The 16,439-nt window shown below is 62.0% G+C and carries 14 protein-coding genes; 2 read left to right on the forward strand and 12 right to left on the reverse strand.

Going from position 1 to position 16,439, the window contains the following annotated elements:
* Nucleotides 1-158: 158 nt before the first annotated feature.
* The 9 genes from KTF55_RS03605 to KTF55_RS03645 all read right to left on the reverse strand — a co-directional run bounded on the left by KTF55_RS03605 (nt 159) and on the right by KTF55_RS03645 (nt 9,712).
* Nucleotides 159-548, reverse strand: a complete 390-nt coding sequence (locus tag KTF55_RS03605) for a metal-dependent transcriptional regulator (protein WP_217107965.1) — start codon at nt 546-548, stop codon at nt 159-161.
* A 214-nt stretch (nt 549-762) separates the two neighbouring features.
* Complete coding sequence (locus tag KTF55_RS03610; protein WP_217107966.1) at nt 763-1,533, reverse strand: Cof-type HAD-IIB family hydrolase; 771 nt, start codon at nt 1,531-1,533, stop codon at nt 763-765.
* Between the two features lie 6 nt (nt 1,534-1,539).
* Nucleotides 1,540-3,399 carry an ABC-F family ATP-binding cassette domain-containing protein gene (locus tag KTF55_RS03615; RefSeq protein ID WP_217107967.1) on the reverse strand — a complete coding sequence of 620 codons (1,860 nt, stop codon included), beginning with the start codon at nt 3,397-3,399 and terminating at the stop codon, nt 1,540-1,542.
* A 205-nt stretch (nt 3,400-3,604) separates the two neighbouring features.
* Complete coding sequence (gene pstB, locus KTF55_RS03620; protein WP_217107968.1) at nt 3,605-4,477, reverse strand: phosphate ABC transporter ATP-binding protein PstB; 873 nt, start codon at nt 4,475-4,477, stop codon at nt 3,605-3,607.
* Nucleotides 4,474-5,400 carry a phosphate ABC transporter permease PstA gene (gene pstA / locus KTF55_RS03625; RefSeq protein ID WP_217107969.1) on the reverse strand — a complete coding sequence of 309 codons (927 nt, stop codon included), beginning with the start codon at nt 5,398-5,400 and terminating at the stop codon, nt 4,474-4,476. Before pstA ends, pstB begins: the two co-directional genes overlap by 4 nt.
* A complete protein-coding gene (pstC, locus tag KTF55_RS03630) occupies nt 5,393-6,301 on the reverse strand; it encodes a phosphate ABC transporter permease subunit PstC (RefSeq protein ID WP_217107970.1) in 909 nt (302 codons plus the stop codon). Before pstC ends, pstA begins: the two co-directional genes overlap by 8 nt.
* Nucleotides 6,302-6,326: 25 nt before the next feature.
* Entirely contained in the window at nt 6,327-7,265 is a 939-nt protein-coding gene (locus KTF55_RS03635) for a phosphate ABC transporter substrate-binding protein (RefSeq protein WP_217107971.1), read from the reverse strand.
* A 293-nt stretch (nt 7,266-7,558) separates the two neighbouring features.
* Nucleotides 7,559-8,995 (reverse strand): M20 family metallopeptidase, encoded by a 1,437-nt coding sequence (locus KTF55_RS03640; RefSeq protein ID WP_217107972.1) that lies wholly within the window; start codon nt 8,993-8,995, stop codon nt 7,559-7,561.
* Nucleotides 8,996-9,049: 54 nt separating this feature from the next.
* Entirely contained in the window at nt 9,050-9,712 is a 663-nt protein-coding gene (locus KTF55_RS03645) for an HAD hydrolase-like protein (protein ID WP_217107973.1), read from the reverse strand.
* A gap of 156 nt (nt 9,713-9,868) precedes the next feature.
* Here KTF55_RS03645 and KTF55_RS03650 point away from each other — a divergent pair, with 156 nt between their 5' ends.
* Nucleotides 9,869-10,729, forward strand: a complete 861-nt coding sequence (locus KTF55_RS03650) for a DegV family protein (RefSeq protein WP_217107974.1) — start codon at nt 9,869-9,871, stop codon at nt 10,727-10,729.
* A gap of 168 nt (nt 10,730-10,897) precedes the next feature.
* Here KTF55_RS03650 and KTF55_RS03655 read toward each other — a convergent pair whose 3' ends face one another.
* The 3 genes from KTF55_RS03655 to KTF55_RS03665 all read right to left on the reverse strand — a co-directional run bounded on the left by KTF55_RS03655 (nt 10,898) and on the right by KTF55_RS03665 (nt 14,224).
* Nucleotides 10,898-11,656 (reverse strand): TIGR00730 family Rossman fold protein, encoded by a 759-nt coding sequence (locus tag KTF55_RS03655; RefSeq protein WP_217107975.1) that lies wholly within the window; start codon nt 11,654-11,656, stop codon nt 10,898-10,900.
* 208 nt (nt 11,657-11,864) lie between these two features.
* Nucleotides 11,865-13,004 carry a tRNA guanosine(34) transglycosylase Tgt gene (gene tgt / locus KTF55_RS03660; RefSeq protein WP_055285790.1) on the reverse strand — a complete coding sequence of 380 codons (1,140 nt, stop codon included), beginning with the start codon at nt 13,002-13,004 and terminating at the stop codon, nt 11,865-11,867.
* Between the two features lie 419 nt (nt 13,005-13,423).
* The gene (locus tag KTF55_RS03665) at nt 13,424-14,224 is read right to left on the reverse strand and encodes an SDR family NAD(P)-dependent oxidoreductase (RefSeq protein WP_006235414.1); all 801 of its coding nucleotides are present in this window, start codon (nt 14,222-14,224) and stop codon (nt 13,424-13,426) included.
* 294 nt (nt 14,225-14,518) lie between these two features.
* On the opposite strand from KTF55_RS03665, the gene KTF55_RS03670 reads away from it, so the two are divergent.
* Nucleotides 14,519-16,282 carry a hypothetical protein gene (locus KTF55_RS03670; protein WP_217107976.1) on the forward strand — a complete coding sequence of 588 codons (1,764 nt, stop codon included), beginning with the start codon at nt 14,519-14,521 and terminating at the stop codon, nt 16,280-16,282.
* Nucleotides 16,283-16,439 lie beyond the last annotated feature (157 nt).

Below are 16,439 nucleotides of genomic sequence, written 5' to 3' on the forward strand. Positions count from 1 at the left end.
AAAACCAAGCCCGGCCCCGGCCTGCGGTGACGTTGCTGACGGTTCTTGGGCATCGCTTGCTGGCGGGGTTCCTTGGCTGAGTTAGACTTGGTTGGTAGGGCCTCCTGTCCCGGTCGCTGGTTCGCGCTTTGCGCGAACGGCGCGCTACTGGGGGAACGTTAGTCGGTCATTGTTGGGGCCGATGTGCCGTCCCGGCCCAGCATTGCCCTTAGCTTCTCGAAGCTCTCCTCACTTAGGCAGTGCTCCATGTGGCAGCCCTCTTGCGACGCAACCTCAGCCGAAACGCCTGCATCCTCCAGCAACCCCACGAAAAAGCAGTGGCGCTCCCACATTTGGCGAGCGACCTCCAGACCACGCTCCGTCAGATGCACATCGCGTTTACCCATTGCGACATAGCCGCTGTTCTCCAGCGTCGCCATGGCTTTAGAGACGCTTGCCTTGGTTACGCCCAGGTATTCGGCGACGTCGATTGAGCGCACCGTGCCTTGGCGCTGCGACAGCACGTAGATCGATTCGAGATAGTCTTCTCCGGATTCACGCAGGGCCATGGGCCGCCTTTCGCGATGGCTTCTAGTTAGCCTTTGGATACTTTTGCTTGATTTACTTTACCGCAAAAGTTGCCCATGTCTTACTACATTGTTTGAAAAGTTAACCGTGCTTCACAAAATGCGCGGGGTAAACAAGGCGACACGGCACGAACCGCGCAAGGTGTGTCCCCGACTGCCGGCAGAAAAGGAACGTCCCCAAGTGCCGAATCTGCAGCTACACCAGCCCAAAGTGCTTGGCGGCGTTGTAGATGCCATCGTCGTCTACGGCGGTTGTAACGTAGGTCGCTGCGGCCTTCACGGTCTCCTGCGCGTTGCCCATGGCCACACTTGTACCCACGGCCGAGAACATCGACAGGTCGTTCTCACCGTCGCCAAAGGCAATCGCCTCGCTCGCGTCGATGCCCAGGCGCTCCAGCGTCGCCGCCACGCCCAGGTCCTTGCCGCCGTTGGCCGGAATAATGTCGCAGAACAGATCGCACCAGCGCGTGGTGAGCGAATGCGACACGGCGTCGGTCACGATATGCTCGTCGGCCGGATCCACAAAGGCGCAGAACTGGTAAACCGGCGCATCGAAGGCATGCTCAAACGGCTCCTCGTGGTAGACGATTCCCGCGTTGCTGCCGGCCGTCACCACACGCTCGGACAGGCGGTTCACAAACGAGTTTTCGCCTTGCATGCACAGCGAGTCATAGCGCCCCTGCGCCACCTGGTCCACAATCACCGCGACGTCGTCCGGATCAATCGGACAGCTGCGGTAAACCCCCTCGGCATCAAAGCAGTGCTGGCCCGAGAGCGTAATGTACGCATCCCAGCCCAAGTCGAACAGCCAGTCCGGCATCTGGTAGGTCGGACGGCCCGTGGCGATCACGCACGCAATCCCCCGCTCGTGAAAGCTGCCGAGCACCTGCTGCGCCGAAGCCGGAATCCGATGGGTCTTAAAGCTCAGCAGCGTGCCGTCGATATCGAAAAACGCGGCTTTGATCATCCTCGTCTACTCCTCGCCCTCGAGCTTTTCGCTCGCCTCGAGCCATGCCATCTCCAGCTCGTCCATGGCGGCGTGGGCCTCGTCGATCTTTGCCTGCTGCTCGCCCAGCGCCGTGTAGTTGGTGGGATCGACCTGAGCCATCGCGGCCTCGGCCTCCTCCACGCGAGCGCGCTGCGTCTCCATCTTGCGCTCGAGCGAGCTCACCTCGCGGCGGAGCTTCTGGCGCTCGGCGTTGGAAAGACCGTTGGGCTGCCCACTCGTCTTGGGCTTTTCATCCGCAACCGCTGCGGCGCCGGTGTCGAACGTGCCGGTCTTGGCGCTCGGCACGCCCACGGGCTCGCCCTCGGCCGTAGCGTTGCACAGGCGCAGGTACTGGTCAACGCCGCCGGGCATATGCGTCAGATGACCGTCAAGCAGCGCCCACTGCTGGTCGGTCACGCGCTCCATGAGGAAACGGTCGTGCGTCACCAGAATCAGCGTGCCGGGCCAGCCGTCGAGCAGGTCCTCGACAATCGCCAGCATATCGGTATCCAGGTCGTTGCCCGGCTCGTCCAGGATAAGCACGTTGGGCTCGTCCAGGATCGTCAGCAGCAGCGACAGGCGACGGCGCTGGCCGCCCGAAAGATCGCCGATGCGGCTCCAGAGCTGCTGCGTCGTAAAGCCCAGGCGCTCGCAGAGCTTCTCGGGCGAGGTCTCCTTGCCGTCGATGACGTAGTACTTCTTGTAGTTGCTGAGCACCTCGCGAATCGTGTCGCCCATGTAGGGCTCGAGCTCCTCGAGCTGCTGCGACAGCACGCCAAAGCGCACCGTCTGGCCAATCTTCACGCGGCCGCGTAGGGGCGCGATCTTGCCCTGAATCACGTCGAGTAGCGTCGACTTGCCGGCGCCGTTCTCGCCCAAAAGACCATAGCGGTCGCCCGCACCAATGAGCCAGGTCACATCGGTGAGCACCTGCTTGGGTGCACCATCGGTATCCGCATAGCCGGCATCCACGTCGATGACATCGATAACCTGCTTGCCCAGGCGGCTCACCGCCAGGCGCTTGAGCTCCAGCTCGTCACGCACGGGCGGCACGTCGGCGATGAGCTCGCGGGCGGCCTCCACGCGAAACTTGGGCTTGGTGGAACGGGCTTGGGCGCCACGGCTCAGCCACGCGAGCTCCTTGCGCGCCATGTTGCGACGACGCTCCTCGGTGACGGCGGCCATGCGGTCGCGCTCTACGCGCTGCAGGATGTATGCCGAGTAACCGCCCTCGAAGGGATCGACCTGGCCGTCGTGGACCTCCCACATGCTGGTGCAGACCTCGTCCAAGAACCAGCGGTCGTGCGTGACCACGAGCATGGCGCCCTGGCCGCGCTGCCAGCGGGCCTTTAAGTGACGCGCGAGCCAGTTGATGGTGCGCATGTCCAGGTGGTTGGTGGGCTCGTCGAGCATGAGCACGTCGTAGTCGCCGATCAGCAGGCGCGCGAGGTCCACGCGGCGGCGCTGACCGCCCGAAAGCTCGCCCACCGTGCCCTCCCAGGGCACATCGCTAATGAGGCCGGCAAGGATCTGGCGCGTGCGGGGGCTCGACGCCCACTCGTACTCGGGCGTGTCGCCCACAACGGCATGATGCACGGTATCGGTGTCGACAAGCTGGTCCTTTTGGCCGAGCAATCCGATCGTCGTGCCGCGGCGGTGCGTCACGCGTCCGTCGTCGGGTTCCAGCGTGCCGGCGAGTACACTCAGCAGCGTCGACTTGCCGTCGCCGTTTTTACCGACAATACCAATACGGTCGCCCTCGCCCACGCCGAGCGTTACGCTATCGAAAATATGCTTGGTGGGAAACTCTAGGCTGACGGAATCGCATCCCAAAAGAATCGCCATATGCCCTGCTCCTTCGTAGAAATTCAACGTTGTCCATGATAGCAGCGAGCCCCACCCCAAACCACCACGAAGGAGCCTGTCCCCTTTGTGGTGGTCGTTTCGGTCGCAGAGCAAAAAGGCGGGCCATCTCCCGCAAGAGATGACCCGCCCCTCCAATCAGTCCCGCGGCAACCATGGCCGCCGCGGGCCTCAAGCATGTCCCGGACTAGGAGAACATGCCGGTGAGGTAATCATTCAGCCGCTTATCCTTGGGCCGTTGGAAAATCTCGTCAGTCTCGTCGTACTCGACCATATCGCCCATGTAGAAGAACGCCGTGCGGTTGGACACGCGCGACGCCTGTTCCATGTTGTGCGTCACGATGACGATGGCACGGTCGGCAACGATCGATGACATAAGGTCCTCAATCGCCAGCGTCGAGATGGGGTCGAGCGCCGAGCAGGGCTCGTCAAACAGGATTACGTCGGGGTTGAGCGCCAGCGTGCGCGCGATGCACAGGCGCTGCTGCTGGCCGCCCGAAAGCGCATAGGCGCTCTTGTCGAGCTTGTCCTTGACCTCGTCCCACAGCGCCGCGCCGCGCAGACTTTCCTCGACCATGCGGTCGAGCTCGTCACGGTCGGTGATGCCGTGGCGCTTAGGCGCAAACGTAATGTTGTCGCGAATGGACTTGCGGAACGGGTTGGGCTGTTGGAACACCATGCCAATGGAGCGACGCAGCTCATAGGTGTTCTCGGCCTTGGTGTTCACGTTGCGCCCGCGGTAGTTGATCTCGCCCTCCACGCGGCAGCCGCGAATCTCTCGATTCATGAGGTTGAGACTGCGCAAGAAGGTCGACTTACCGCAGCCCGAAGGCCCAATGAGCGCCGTGATCTCGCCCTTGTGAAAGTCGAGCGACGTATCGTGCAGCGCATGGTGGTCGCCATAGTACACGTTGACGTCCTTGGTGGAGAGCACGACCTCGTCGCTCACGGCCTTGCCGCTCACGTGCACGCGCTTTTCGCTCTCCCCCACACTCGACAAAAAGTCCTGGGTCTCGGACGTGGCCGCTTCGGTTGCGGGCATTGCTTTCATCTCGCTCATTCGGCCGTCATCTTCCTTGCCAGTTGCTTGCCCACGATGCGGGCGACTACGTTAAACAGCAGCACGCAGATCATCAGCAGTGCGGCGGTGCCCCAGACGATCTGCTGTGCCTCGGGGCTGCCCTCGCCGTAAATCTTGTAGATGTGCACGGCGAGCGACTCACCGGGACGGAACACGTTCCAGGCGCAGGTAGGGCTCGACAGGTTAAAGCTCAAGAAGTTCAGACGCACCGGCGAGCTCATGCCCGAGGTAAAGAGCAGCGCCGCGGCCTCGCCAAACACACGGCCGGCCGAAAGCACGATGCCGGTCACGATGGCAGGCATGGCCTCGGGGATCAGGATGTGCAGCGTGGCCTCCCAGCGAGTAAGGCCCATGGCCAGGCACGCATCGCGCTGGGCCTGCGGCACGTCCTCGAGCGCCTGCTGAATCACGCGCACTAGGATGGGGATGTTGAACATAGTGAGCGCGACGGCGCCGGAGATGATGGAGTACTTCCAGCCCAGCTGCACCGAGAACACCAGGAAGCCGAACATGCCGACGACGATGGAGGGCAGCGAAGACAGTGTCTCGATGGCGGTGGAGGCAATGTCGCGGATGGGGCCGTCGGGTGCGTACTCAACCAGGAAGACCGCTCCGCCCAGGCTGATGGGCACCGAGATGACCAGAGTGATCAGCAGCAGATAGAACGAGTCGAACAGTTGGTAGAGCACGCCGCCCTGTGTTCCGTTGGCGCGTGCGGGCTGCGTGAGAAAGCCCGGCTGGAACAGCGTCGAGATGTCCTCGAACAGAATATAGGCCACCATGGAGACGACGATGAGCATGACGATGGCGACGATTGACGTCAACACGCCCGTGGCGATGCGGTCCTGCCTTTGGACGCGCCCGAGTCTCGCCTCGTCGATATGGATGCGCGTGCTAGCCACGAGTCTTCGCCCCCTTGCGGCCGATAAGGTGGATGATCAGGATGAAGATGAGGCTCATGCCCAACAGCAGCAGACCGAGCGCCCACAGGACGTCGTCCTGGGCCGAGCCCTCGGCATAGACCGCCATGGACGTGGTGAGCGTGGTGGTGATGGTCGAGGCAGGCGACAGCAGCGACGTCGGCATGGCCTCGATGCCGCCGATAACCATGCGCACGGCGAGCGTTTCGCCAAAGGCGCGGGTCATGCCCAGGATGATTGCGGTCATGAGTGACGGCATAGCGCTCTTGAGTACCACGTGCCAGATGGTCTGCCAGCGGGTGTAGCCCAGCGCGAGCGAACCCTGGCGGTAGCTATCGGGCACGGCGCGCAGACCATCGACCGAAAGCGTGGTCATGGTCGGCAGGATCATGACGGCCAGCACGATGGCGCCGGGCAAGATGCCCAGACCCGTGCTCACGTGGAAAACGCTCTTCATAAAACCGACGACTACGTGAAAGCCAATCAGGCCAAAAACGACCGAGGGAATGCCGGTCAAAAGCTCAATGAGCGGCTGAAAGACCTTGGAGCCAAACTTAGGCTGGATCTCGACCGCAAAGATGGCAGAGCCGATGGCGATGGGCAGCGCGATGAGCGTGGAGAGCACCATGACCGCAAACGAGGTGACAATCAGGGGCAGGGCGCCGGTGTAGGGCAGGCCGTTTTCGGCTGTGTTGGCCAGGTCCCACTTGGTGCCGGTGAAAAACTCGACGACCGAAACGTCGTCCTTAATAAATGCCGAGAGGCCCTTTTGGGCGACCATAAAGATGAGCGCGGCAACGACAAGCGTCACGAGCGCTACGCACGCACCCGTGACGCCCAGGCCCACGTTCTCAAGGTCGCGCTTCGGCAGCTGTTTTGCCATTGCAAACCTTTCCGGGGGCGATTGCTTATTTAGCAGAGACCTTGCCGCTGGCGTCCTTGACGACCTTCATGGCAGAGACGGGGATAAAGCCCTGCTCCTCGACGAGCTTGCCCTGGACGTCGTCAGAAAGCATGAATTCCAGGAAGGCCTTGGTGGCCTCGTCGGCGTCCTTCGCGCAGTACATGTGCTCGGTAGCCCAGATCTTGAAGGAGTCGTCGGCAACATTTGTGCTCTTGGGCTCCACGCCCTCGACCTTGATGGCGTTGAACTTGGAGTCATCGAAGTGCGAGAAGTCGAGGTAGGAGATGGCGTTGTCGGTGCTGCCCATCTGAGTCTGGACGTCGCCGGACTTGTCGAGCTCGGCGTCGCCCTTAAAGTCGACGGCCTCGTCGCCAAAGACGGCGGCCTCGAAGGTGGCGCGGGTGCCGGAGCCGGCCTTGCGGTTGAGGACGACGATCTTGGCGTCGCCGCCGCCGACCTCCTTCCAGTTGGTGATCTGGCCGGAGAAGATGCCCTTGAGCTGCTCGAGGGACAGGTCGTCGACCGTGACGTTCTTGGAAACGACGGGGCCCATGCCCACGACGGCGACCTCGTGGTCGACAAGGTTCTTGACTTGGTCGGCCTCGAGCTTGGTCTCGGCAAAGACGTCGGAGTTACCGATGGTGACGGTGCCGGCGGCAACGGCGGTCAGGCCCTTGCCCGAACCGTTACCCGAGCCGGAGACGGAGACGTCCGGGTTGGCATCCATGAACTTCTCGGCAGCGGCCTCGACGAGAGCCTGGAACGAAGAGGCGCCGTCGTAGGTCACCTCGCCCGAGACGGACTCGGCAGCAGCAGCGCTGCCCTCAGCAGCGGTGTTGGCGACGTTGGAGCCACCGCAGCCAACGAGGCCGAGGCCGACGATGCTGGCAAGACCACCAGCGAGGCCGAGGAACTGACGACGAGAATAAGCCTGATCGAGCATGATCTTCCTTTCATACATGCAACTCGCGGGCACCCTGCCCGCTTTGCTGTTTGGAAAGATACGACCCCGATCGGGCGACGCCCGCCTTATCTGCGGTTTCTTACGGTCATTTGATAGACCCTTACCGCAAGCGCGGCCCAGCCTTTACAAACGAATAACAATCCCCACCCAAGCATGGCACGCTTTTTACACCAATAAAAACAGAGTTGCGGTGAAATAGTTCCTGCTTGGCCATCAAATGGCCCATTCTAGGAACTATTCCACCGCAACTTAGATTGGGAAAGCGCGTAACCTTAAAGTTCTAATTCATTCAAACGGAGGATTGCCACGATGTAGATCTTGAGCGCTTGCTTGAGTTGCTCTTCGTTGGCGCACTCGTTGGGGCCGTGCATCTGGCCGCCCCATGCGGGCAGCTCCAGGCCGGTCTCCTCGGGGCCAAACGAGACGGCGCGGGCGAAGTTGCGCGCGTACGTGCCGCCGCCCATGGCAAAAGGCTCGGCATGCTTGCCCGTAAACTCGTTATAGGTATCGATAAGCGCCTTCACGGCCGGATCGTCGGCAGACACCGAGAACGGCACCTTTGCACGACCCACACGACACGACACGCCAAAGCGGCCCACGAGCGGCTCGAGCTGCTCGCGGATGGTATCGGCACTGGTGCTATCGGGGAAACGCACGTCGATGACCTGCTCAATGTGGCCATCCACCACGCGGATGACGCCGGGGTTGCACGTGAGCGGGCCAAACGCGGGGCTCGTCGCGTCGATACCCAGGCCGCGGCCATAGGCGTCCGCATGCACAAAGGCCAGAAACTTGACAAACTCGTGCTCGGCAGGCGTCAGCAGGCGCTCGTCGCGCGCACCAAACGCGTCCTCGGCCTCGCGCAGGTACGTCACGATCAGGCCGACGGCGTTGATCGTCCCCTCGGGCATCGAGGCATGGCCACCGATACCGTGCGCAAAAATCTGGGCATGGCCGTTCTCGAGCGCCGTAATCTCCAGGCGGTCGGCGTTCTCAACGGGCGCCGGCAGCTCATCGGCGGCAATCGCAAGCTCACAGATAGACTGCGACGGAATAGCGTTGCTCGCCTCGGCACCGCTCCACGACACAATGCGCCCGCCGTCAATCTTGGAGCTCACGAACGTCGCCCCAAACTGGCCCTTCTCGGCATTGCAGACCGGGAACTCGGCATCGGGCGTAAACAGGAAATCGGGGTCTGCATAGTTCTCCAGATAATGGTGAACGTCGGACATGCCCACTTCCTCATCGCAGCCCAGCAGCGCGCGGAAGGTATAGCGCGGGGTGATGCCGTGCTTGAGCAGATAGGCGCCGGCGTAGAGCGACAGCACAGCCGGACCCTTGTCGTCGATCACGCCGCGACCGAGCAGCCAGCCCTCGCGGCGCTCCATCGCAAACGGATTGGTATTCCAGCCCGGGCCGGCGGGCACCACGTCCACATGGCAGATGGTCGCGAGTTGCTTGTCGCCGCGGCCAGGGATATCGGCAATGCCCACATAGCCCTCGTCGTCGCTCGTCTGGTAGCCGAGCTTTTGCGCAATGCCGAGCGCGCAATCGAGCGCATCACGGACCGGGCGGCCAAACGGCGCGCCGGGCTCCGCATCGGCAGAAACTGCCACGGACGGATAGCTCACCAGCTGCTCGATATCGGCGACGACATCTTCCCAGACCTCGTCGACATACTCAGCGACGCTCTGCTCCACCTGATTCATGGACGACCTCCTTACCAATGAGCGGCGAGCGTGCCCGCCCCTCACATTACGTCATTAGATAGCGAAAAGTTTAGCAAGCTCGGCCACCGAGCGCACCACCGCATCGGCACCCGCGGCCTCGTGCTCCCCCGGCGCCGCCGCGCCCGAATAGATGCCGATGCACGGCACGCCCATCGCGTGCGCGCCCTCCACATCGTTAAAGCGGTCGCCGACCATCACGGCCTCGTCGGCCGTCGCGCCCAGAGCCGCCAGCGCATCGCGGACCGAATCGGCCTTGGTCTCGCGTCCCAGCGGCGGATTCATGCCAACCACGGCTTCGAACTGGCAAAGCCCCAGCTCACGCACCATGTCGATGCACTTCGCCTCCATGCGCGACGTCGCCACGGTCATACGCTTGCCCTGGGCGGCCAACCCATCCAGCAGCTCGGGGATCCCATCGAACACGGGGTACTCTTCCGGCCCCAGCTCATCAAAAAAGGCGCGGTACTCATCGGCCACCACAAGCGACTCCTCGCGGGAAAAGCCATAAAAGTCGTGAAAGCTCTTCCACAGCGGAGGCCCGATCATACGGCGCAAGTCACCCATCTGCGCCTCCGAAAACCCGCGCGCAGCAAGCGTCTTGTGCGTCGAGGTCATCACCGCCCGACCCGTATCGGCCACCGTGCCGTCAAAATCGAACAGCACAATCGGCCGCTCGCATAGCTGTAATGCCGCCATCGATATCCCTCTTCCCCAGTTGGCGATTTCCACACCGACACTTCAAACTGTTGACTATTCAACAATTGAACCTAGTAATGTGGAGCGACTCAACTATACTTGTCGCACTTTGCTCTCAGAAGGCGGCACGCAAGCGCCCCAACGAAAGGTGCAATTATGTCTTTTGCCATCATAACCGACTCCACGTCGGACATCTCCCCCGCCCGTGCTCAAGAGCTCGGCATTTACGTGATTCCGCTGCATGTGATTATCGAGGGCGAGGACCTGCTCGACCAGGTGCAGATTACCGCCGAGGAATACGTCGCGCGCATGGCCGACTCCGAGCAGCTGCCGCACACCTCGCAGCCGAGCGCCGGCGAGTTCAAGGCACTCTTTGACCGCGTACGCGCCGACGGCCACGACAGCGCCATCTTTATCTCACTGTGCAGCGAGTGGTCCGCTTGCTATTCCAATGCATGCCTGGTAGCCGATACCCACGAGCTCGACGTGCGCTGCATCGATTCGCGCACCGGCTCGGGCGCCGAGGGCCTGCTGGTGGAGTACGCGCTCGCCATGCGCGAGGACGGCCGCAGCCTGGACGAGACCGAGGCTCAGATCCGCGCGACGCTGCCCGACGCCCATCTGCTGCTGATTCCGCGCACGCTCGAGAACCTGGTCAAGAACGGCCGCGCGCCCAAGCTCGCCGGCCAGCTGACGCAGATGCTCAACATTCGCCTGGCCGTTTCGCCGGAGTGGCAGTCGGGCGAGATCAAGGCCATCAAGAAGGGCCGCGGCGCCAAGCGCATCGTCGCCAACACCATGGCCGACTGCCTCGCGTTTTTGGCTGAACACCCGGGTTCGAGCGTGCGCGTGCTCACGACCGGTGCCGCCGAAGAGCAGGAGCTCGTCAACCAAGCACTCGCAGGCCAGAACTACGTAGACGCCGGCACCGGCCCCATCGGCTGTACCATCGCCACCCACGTAGGCGTCGACGCCATAGCCATCAGCTACTGCCCCCGCTACCAGCCCATCCACTAGGGGCACCTTTACCACTTGCGGTGGAATAGGGACTGTTTTTGGCTTATCAGCCGCAAATCAATCCCTATTCCACCGCAACTTAGAAGCAGTTCATTTGAGACTGGGCTAAAAAGACTGGTATCAAACGTTTCAGACCAGTCTTTTTAGCCCCGTCCCATGTTAGCTACCCTACATCAGCCCGCTCAGGGCAATGTCGACGGCCTCGTTGAGGTCGTCGGTAATATGCACCAGATCAGGATCGAGCGGGCTGATCATACCGGCGTCCATCACCGGACCGTTGAGCCAGTCGAACAGGCCCTGCCAGTACTCGCTGCCTACCAGCACGAGCGGCATGCGCTTAACCTTGTGCGTTTGCACCAGCGTGAGCACCTCGAACATCTCGTCGAGTGTGCCAAACCCACCGGGAAAAACAATAGCGCCCGAGCTGTATTTGACGAACATGGTCTTGCGCACAAAGAAGTAACGGAAGTCCATACCAAGGTTCACGTATTTGTTGAGCCCCTGCTCGTGCGGCAGCTCAATGCCCAAACCAACTGACTTGCCATTGACGCTCGCCGCCCCCTTATTAGCCGCTTCCATGACACCAGGACCACCGCCGGTGATAACCGCCACGCCGCGCTGGGCAATCTTACGGCCGACTGTGCGCGCCGCCTTGTAGAGCGGATCGGTCTTGGGCGTGCGGGCGCTGCCGAAGATGGTTACTGCGGGTCCGAGCTCGGCAAGCGCGCCGAAGCCATCGACAAACTCGGCCTGAATGCGCAGCACGCGCCACGGATCGGCATGCAACCAGTCGGTCGAATCCTCGGGCGCCAGCAGGTTGGCGTAGGTGTTGTCCTTAGGAATCATGGGGCCGCGCATGACCACGGGACCGCGGCGATATGTCTCGTCGTAGGCAGGCTCGCCCTCGACATTCTCGTTCTTAATCATGGGTACTCCTATCGAGAAAAAACGGGCGGGGTCGACGCCATGCGCCAAACACCCGCCCGAACATCAACTATTCGGTATGGTACCCACGAAGCATAAAGCGCTTGCAAGGCATCGGTCAGCGGTCGCGCACACGGCGTTATCGAACGTGATGACCGGCCGGCGCTCGCCCCTTGCCGTTGCCCGCGCTCTGCAAGCGCCCGTGCCGCTCTTAGTAATCCACCGCCGCAGGGCTGTTCATCCAGTCGCTCACAAACGCGCCGTAGCGGCCCTCGATAATGGCCTGACGGGCACGCTGCATAAGGTTGAGCAGGTAGTAGATGTTGTGCATCGACAGCAGAATACCGCCGAGCATCTCCTTCTGCGTGACCATGTGACGGATGAGCGCGCGGCTGTAGCCGCCCGTGCACACCGGGCAGGTGCAGGTGGGGTCGATGGGGCCGTCGTCGTGCGCAAAGCGCGCGTTGCGGAAGTTAAGGCGACCCTCGCTGGAGAACGCCGTACCCATGCGGCCGGTGCGCGTCGGCAGCACGCAGTCGAACATGTCGATGCCCACGCCAACGCCGCGCACGAGCGTCGTCGGGTTGCCGACGCCCATCAGGTAGCGCGGCTTGTGCTTGGGCATGTACTCGGAAACCAGCGGCGCCAGCGTCTCGAACATGGTCTCGTGGTCCTCGCCCACCGAGTAGCCGCCGATGCCGTAACCGGGGAAGTCGCCGCACTCCTCCAGATGGCGCAGCGAGCGCAGGCGCAGGTCCAGATGCATGCCGCCCTGGACGATGCCAAAGAGTGCCTGGTCATCACGGGTATGAGCCTTGTAGCAGCGCTCGGCCCACATACTCGACAGCTCCACGGCGCGCTCGACATAGGCACGCGTGGCAGGATAGCCGGGGCATTGGTCGAGCTGCATGCAGATGTCGGAGCCGAGCTTCATGGCGATTTCCATGTTGTCCTCGGGCGTCCAGAACACGTGGCGGCCGTCGTAGTCATTGACGATAAAGCGCACGCCCTCGTCGGTGAGCTTGACGGCGTCGTTGTGGCTGAAGACCTGGAAACCGCCCGAGTCGGTGAGGATGGGGCCGTGCCAGTTCATAAACTTGTGCAGTCCGCCCAGCTCGGCGATGGTGTCCTCACCGGGACGCATGGACAGATGATAGGTATTGGCAAGCACGATCTGCGCACCGAGCTGCTTGACGGTCTCGGTGGGGATGCCCTTGACGTTTGCCTTGGTGCCCACGGGCATAAAAATCGGTGTCTCGATGTCACCGTGCGGGGTGTGCAGCACGCCGGCGCGCGCGTGCGTCGTCGGATCCTCGGCGATCAGGTCGAATTTAAAGAGGCTCTGGTCCATAAACTGGAACTCCTTGGTTGCGGTTCATACGCAGACCATTATACGAGCAACCATCGAACCGCACCGACTCGACAGAAACTGGCGCAAAGGGCGGCGTGGCAGGGACACGGCCAATGAGCGTGGATTTTTGGACGCTCGACGCATGAGCGTGGATAATCTCCCACTTTTGCCCAAAACACAGGCCAAAAATGGGAGATTATCCACGCTCATTCGGCAGAGCATCTGTGCGAACTCTTAGACAACCAAGGCAACGCCGATGCTTTGGCAACGACAGCGAAAACCCGCCAGAGCGAGCAAGGTGCCTTGAAACGAGGCGGCATTGACCTTCTGGTCATGCCGCCGAAGTTGAAAGGCAGATTGCCGCTCTGGCGGGTTTGCAGCGTCAACTGGTTACGCGGTTTGGTAAAACCGCGTAACCCCTACGGCCGCTGGCCCATGCCGCCCTCGAGGGTGACAGTCTCGCCGTTCATATACTTAAAGTCGGGGCCGCAGAGCTGAACGACCACGCGGCCGATCTCCTTCTCGACGTCGCCGTAGTGGCCCGCCGGCGGCATGTGGACGTTGGCCTTGAACGCCTCGGGATAGGCATCCTGGAAGTTCTCGAGCGCAGCAGTCCAGGCAAGCGGGCAAACGATGTTGACGTTGATGCCGTCCTTGCCCCACTCGTTGGCGGCGACGCGAGTCAGGCCGCGGATGCCCTCCTTGGCGGCAGCATAGCTGCACTGGCCATAGTTGCCAAACAGGCCGGCGCCCGAAGCAAAGTTGACCACGGAACCCTTGGTCTCCTTCAGGTGCGGATAGGCCTTCTGCATGTACAGGTAGGTGGCATACAAGCCAGAGTAAATGGCCAGGTTGAACTGGTCCATAGTGTGGTCGGCGATGGTCACACCCGAGGCGCTGGCCTGAGCGTTGTTAACGACGGCGTCGATGCGACCGAACTCCTCAATCGCCTTGTCGATAACGTTCTGTACGACGGCCTCGTTGTCCTGGCCGGCGGAGACATCGGCCTGAACAGGAAGAACCTTGACGCCGTACTCAGCCTCGAGAGACTCCTTGGCGGCCTCGAGCTTGGCGACGTTGCGGCCGGTGATGACGAGGTTCGCGCCCTCCTTGGCAAAGGCGATATCGATGCCGTAGCCGATGGAGCCAGCGGAGCCGTCCTTGAGCGTGGCCTTGCCGCCGCCGGTGACGATCACGGTCTTACCAGTGAAAAGTCCCATACAAAGTCCTTTCAAATCGCGACGGGCCCGCCCGTCGACTGCGCGCATCCAACTTCACGCGCCAAAAGCTGAAATGCAACTTTAGCGGGTTCAAGTGAATAGAAAAGGCCTCGGTAGGCGAACGGCATAACGTCTTTCGGCGAAGGGATTGTCAAGTACAAACTGGATAAAGTGGCCGAATTTTTGCTATCGACACGAGCCATCGAACACGTTTTGGAACTTTGCTGCGGCGCGCGGGATGTCGGCGCGAGACTTTATCATAGGGTGACGAACAACGATGAGGAGCACATGCCTATGACAGACGAGCTGGACCCCCAGACTCAACAGCATATTGATGATTCAGCAGACGTCGCCGCAGATACTGACGCTGCGACCTGCAATGATACCGACGTCGACGACGCCACTCTGGATAACGGCGCTGCGACGGAAATCCCTGCGGCCGAAGATGCCGACGAGCAAAACGACGATTCGGCCGCTCAGGACGACGTCCCCGAAAAGGACGCCGCTCCGCAAGCAGCAGGCCCCATCGAGGTGTCTTCGGAAGAAGAGCTCGACGCCGTCATGGACTCCATGATGGATGCCGTCAAAGCGATGAAGGACGCTGTCGCCGATGCCGATGTCGACGCCGAGGAAGAGGAAGCTGCCGAGGCCGCCTCGACGTTTGTGCCCGGCGAGACCCCGGTTGCCGACCAGGGCAGCACCATGCCCTCGTTCCTGCAACTCGAGCACCCCACGATCGGCACCGACGCGGTCGACCCGCACGCAGCGGGCTTTTCCGTGATCGAAGGCGGCACCGGCAATATCGCCGCGCCGCAGACTGCCGATACGAATGCCGCCGAGGCCGCGCACCCGACCACCTCGCATGCCCCCGCCACGAGCCGCGACCTGGGGAGCGCCGTCTCAAACACCGCTAACGCCGTGGGCACTTTTATCGCCCAGGGCGCGTCGGCCATGCGCGAGATGAACGCCGCAAAGAAGGCACTCGCCGATGCCCGCGCCCACCTGTCCGAGCTTGAGCAGCGCATCGCCGACCAGGCAGAGGAGCTCGAGACGCGCCAGGACATCGCAGGCCGCTACGATCAGATCATCGCCGACCAGCGCCAGGCAATCGCCACGGCACAAAAGACCGCTGCGGCAGCTGAAATTAACCGTGATGCCCATGCCGCCAAAGCGACGGAGCTCAAGGGCCAGCTCGAGCAAATGAAAGCAGAGGACGATGCGACCGAACTCCGCCTGAAGGCTGCACTCGACGCCGCGGAAGCCCGCGAGGCGAGTTCACGCGAGACCGGCAACCGCCTGGTTCGTCGACTCGAAGATTCCAAGCGCATCCGCGACAAAGTGAAGGCTGAGCGCGATACCGGTGTCGCCGCCGCACGACAAACTGCCGATGCTACGCGCGCACAGCTCGAGACCTTGCGTCGCGAGTATGCCGAGCTACAGCGCAACCCTTCGGCAAATCCCGCCAATTACACCGTGCGCACCAGCGAGCTGTCTATGCAAATCTCCGACGCTGCCGACGCCCTCCGCAAGGCCGAGGAAGACATTCCGCGCGTGACCGCCGATCTTGAGCATTCACTTGCCGCCGCCGAGCAGGCCGTCGAGCAGGCACAGGCTCCCATCGCCGACGCTAAACGCGCGCACCAGGCCGTAACGGCCGAGGCAGATGCCGCGCGCGACGAGCTGCAGTCCGCAAAAACTGCCGCCGCGACGCGTCAGCGCGAGCTGCGCGAAAAGATCACCGCGCAGGACAAGGCACGCCGCGAGCAAGAGCAGGCCATCGCAAACGCCCGGGCAGATGCCGCGCATGCGCAGTCGATTATCGAGCAGGCGACCGAGGTGCATGACCATCCCGAAATCACCGAATCGCTCGCCGGGTCCTTGGCACGCGACAAGGCCGAGCATACCGAGACCGAGCGCGAAGTTGCCCAACTCGAGGCCGCCGAAGACGACGTGCGCAAGCGTACCCGCGACTCACGCGTCAAATTCACCGGAGCCATCGTCTGCATCATCGCCGCAATCCTGGTGATCATCGCAATCTGGCTGTTTGCGAGCAAGTAAACCAGTTGGCAAAAAACGCCCCAACGCAGTTGCGGTGAGATAGTTCCTGTTTAACCCTCAAAAAGGCCAATTCAAGAACTATCTCACCGCAACTTTTTAACTGGTGCAAAGGGGTCAGGCTACTTTGCACCAACTTGGTGCATATAAACCAGTCCCC

It is taken from the genome of Collinsella sp. MSK.8.10, from assembly GCF_019041915.1.
Lineage (GTDB): Bacteria > Actinomycetota > Coriobacteriia > Coriobacteriales > Coriobacteriaceae > Collinsella.

What these genes read in the sequence shown, in the direction of transcription:
- KTF55_RS03605 (WP_217107965.1), bottom strand. Translation starts at nt 548, where the DNA reads ATGGCCCTGCGTGAATCCGGAGAAGACTATCTCGAATCGATCTACGTG.
- KTF55_RS03610 (WP_217107966.1), bottom strand. Translation starts at nt 1,533, where the DNA reads ATGATCAAAGCCGCGTTTTTCGATATCGACGGCACGCTGCTGAGCTTT.
- KTF55_RS03615 (WP_217107967.1), bottom strand. Translation starts at nt 3,399, where the DNA reads ATGGCGATTCTTTTGGGATGCGATTCCGTCAGCCTAGAGTTTCCCACC.
- pstB (WP_217107968.1), bottom strand. Translation starts at nt 4,477, where the DNA reads ATGAGCGAGATGAAAGCAATGCCCGCAACCGAAGCGGCCACGTCCGAG.
- pstC (WP_217107970.1), bottom strand. Translation starts at nt 6,301, where the DNA reads ATGGCAAAACAGCTGCCGAAGCGCGACCTTGAGAACGTGGGCCTGGGC.
- KTF55_RS03635 (WP_217107971.1), bottom strand. Translation starts at nt 7,265, where the DNA reads ATGCTCGATCAGGCTTATTCTCGTCGTCAGTTCCTCGGCCTCGCTGGT.
- KTF55_RS03640 (WP_217107972.1), bottom strand. Translation starts at nt 8,995, where the DNA reads ATGAATCAGGTGGAGCAGAGCGTCGCTGAGTATGTCGACGAGGTCTGG.
- KTF55_RS03645 (WP_217107973.1), bottom strand. Translation starts at nt 9,712, where the DNA reads ATGGCGGCATTACAGCTATGCGAGCGGCCGATTGTGCTGTTCGATTTT.
- KTF55_RS03650 (WP_217107974.1), top strand. Translation starts at nt 9,869, where the DNA reads ATGTCTTTTGCCATCATAACCGACTCCACGTCGGACATCTCCCCCGCC.
- KTF55_RS03655 (WP_217107975.1), bottom strand. Translation starts at nt 11,656, where the DNA reads ATGATTAAGAACGAGAATGTCGAGGGCGAGCCTGCCTACGACGAGACA.
- tgt (WP_055285790.1), bottom strand. Translation starts at nt 13,004, where the DNA reads ATGGACCAGAGCCTCTTTAAATTCGACCTGATCGCCGAGGATCCGACG.
- KTF55_RS03665 (WP_006235414.1), bottom strand. Translation starts at nt 14,224, where the DNA reads ATGGGACTTTTCACTGGTAAGACCGTGATCGTCACCGGCGGCGGCAAG.
- KTF55_RS03670 (WP_217107976.1), top strand. Translation starts at nt 14,519, where the DNA reads ATGACAGACGAGCTGGACCCCCAGACTCAACAGCATATTGATGATTCA.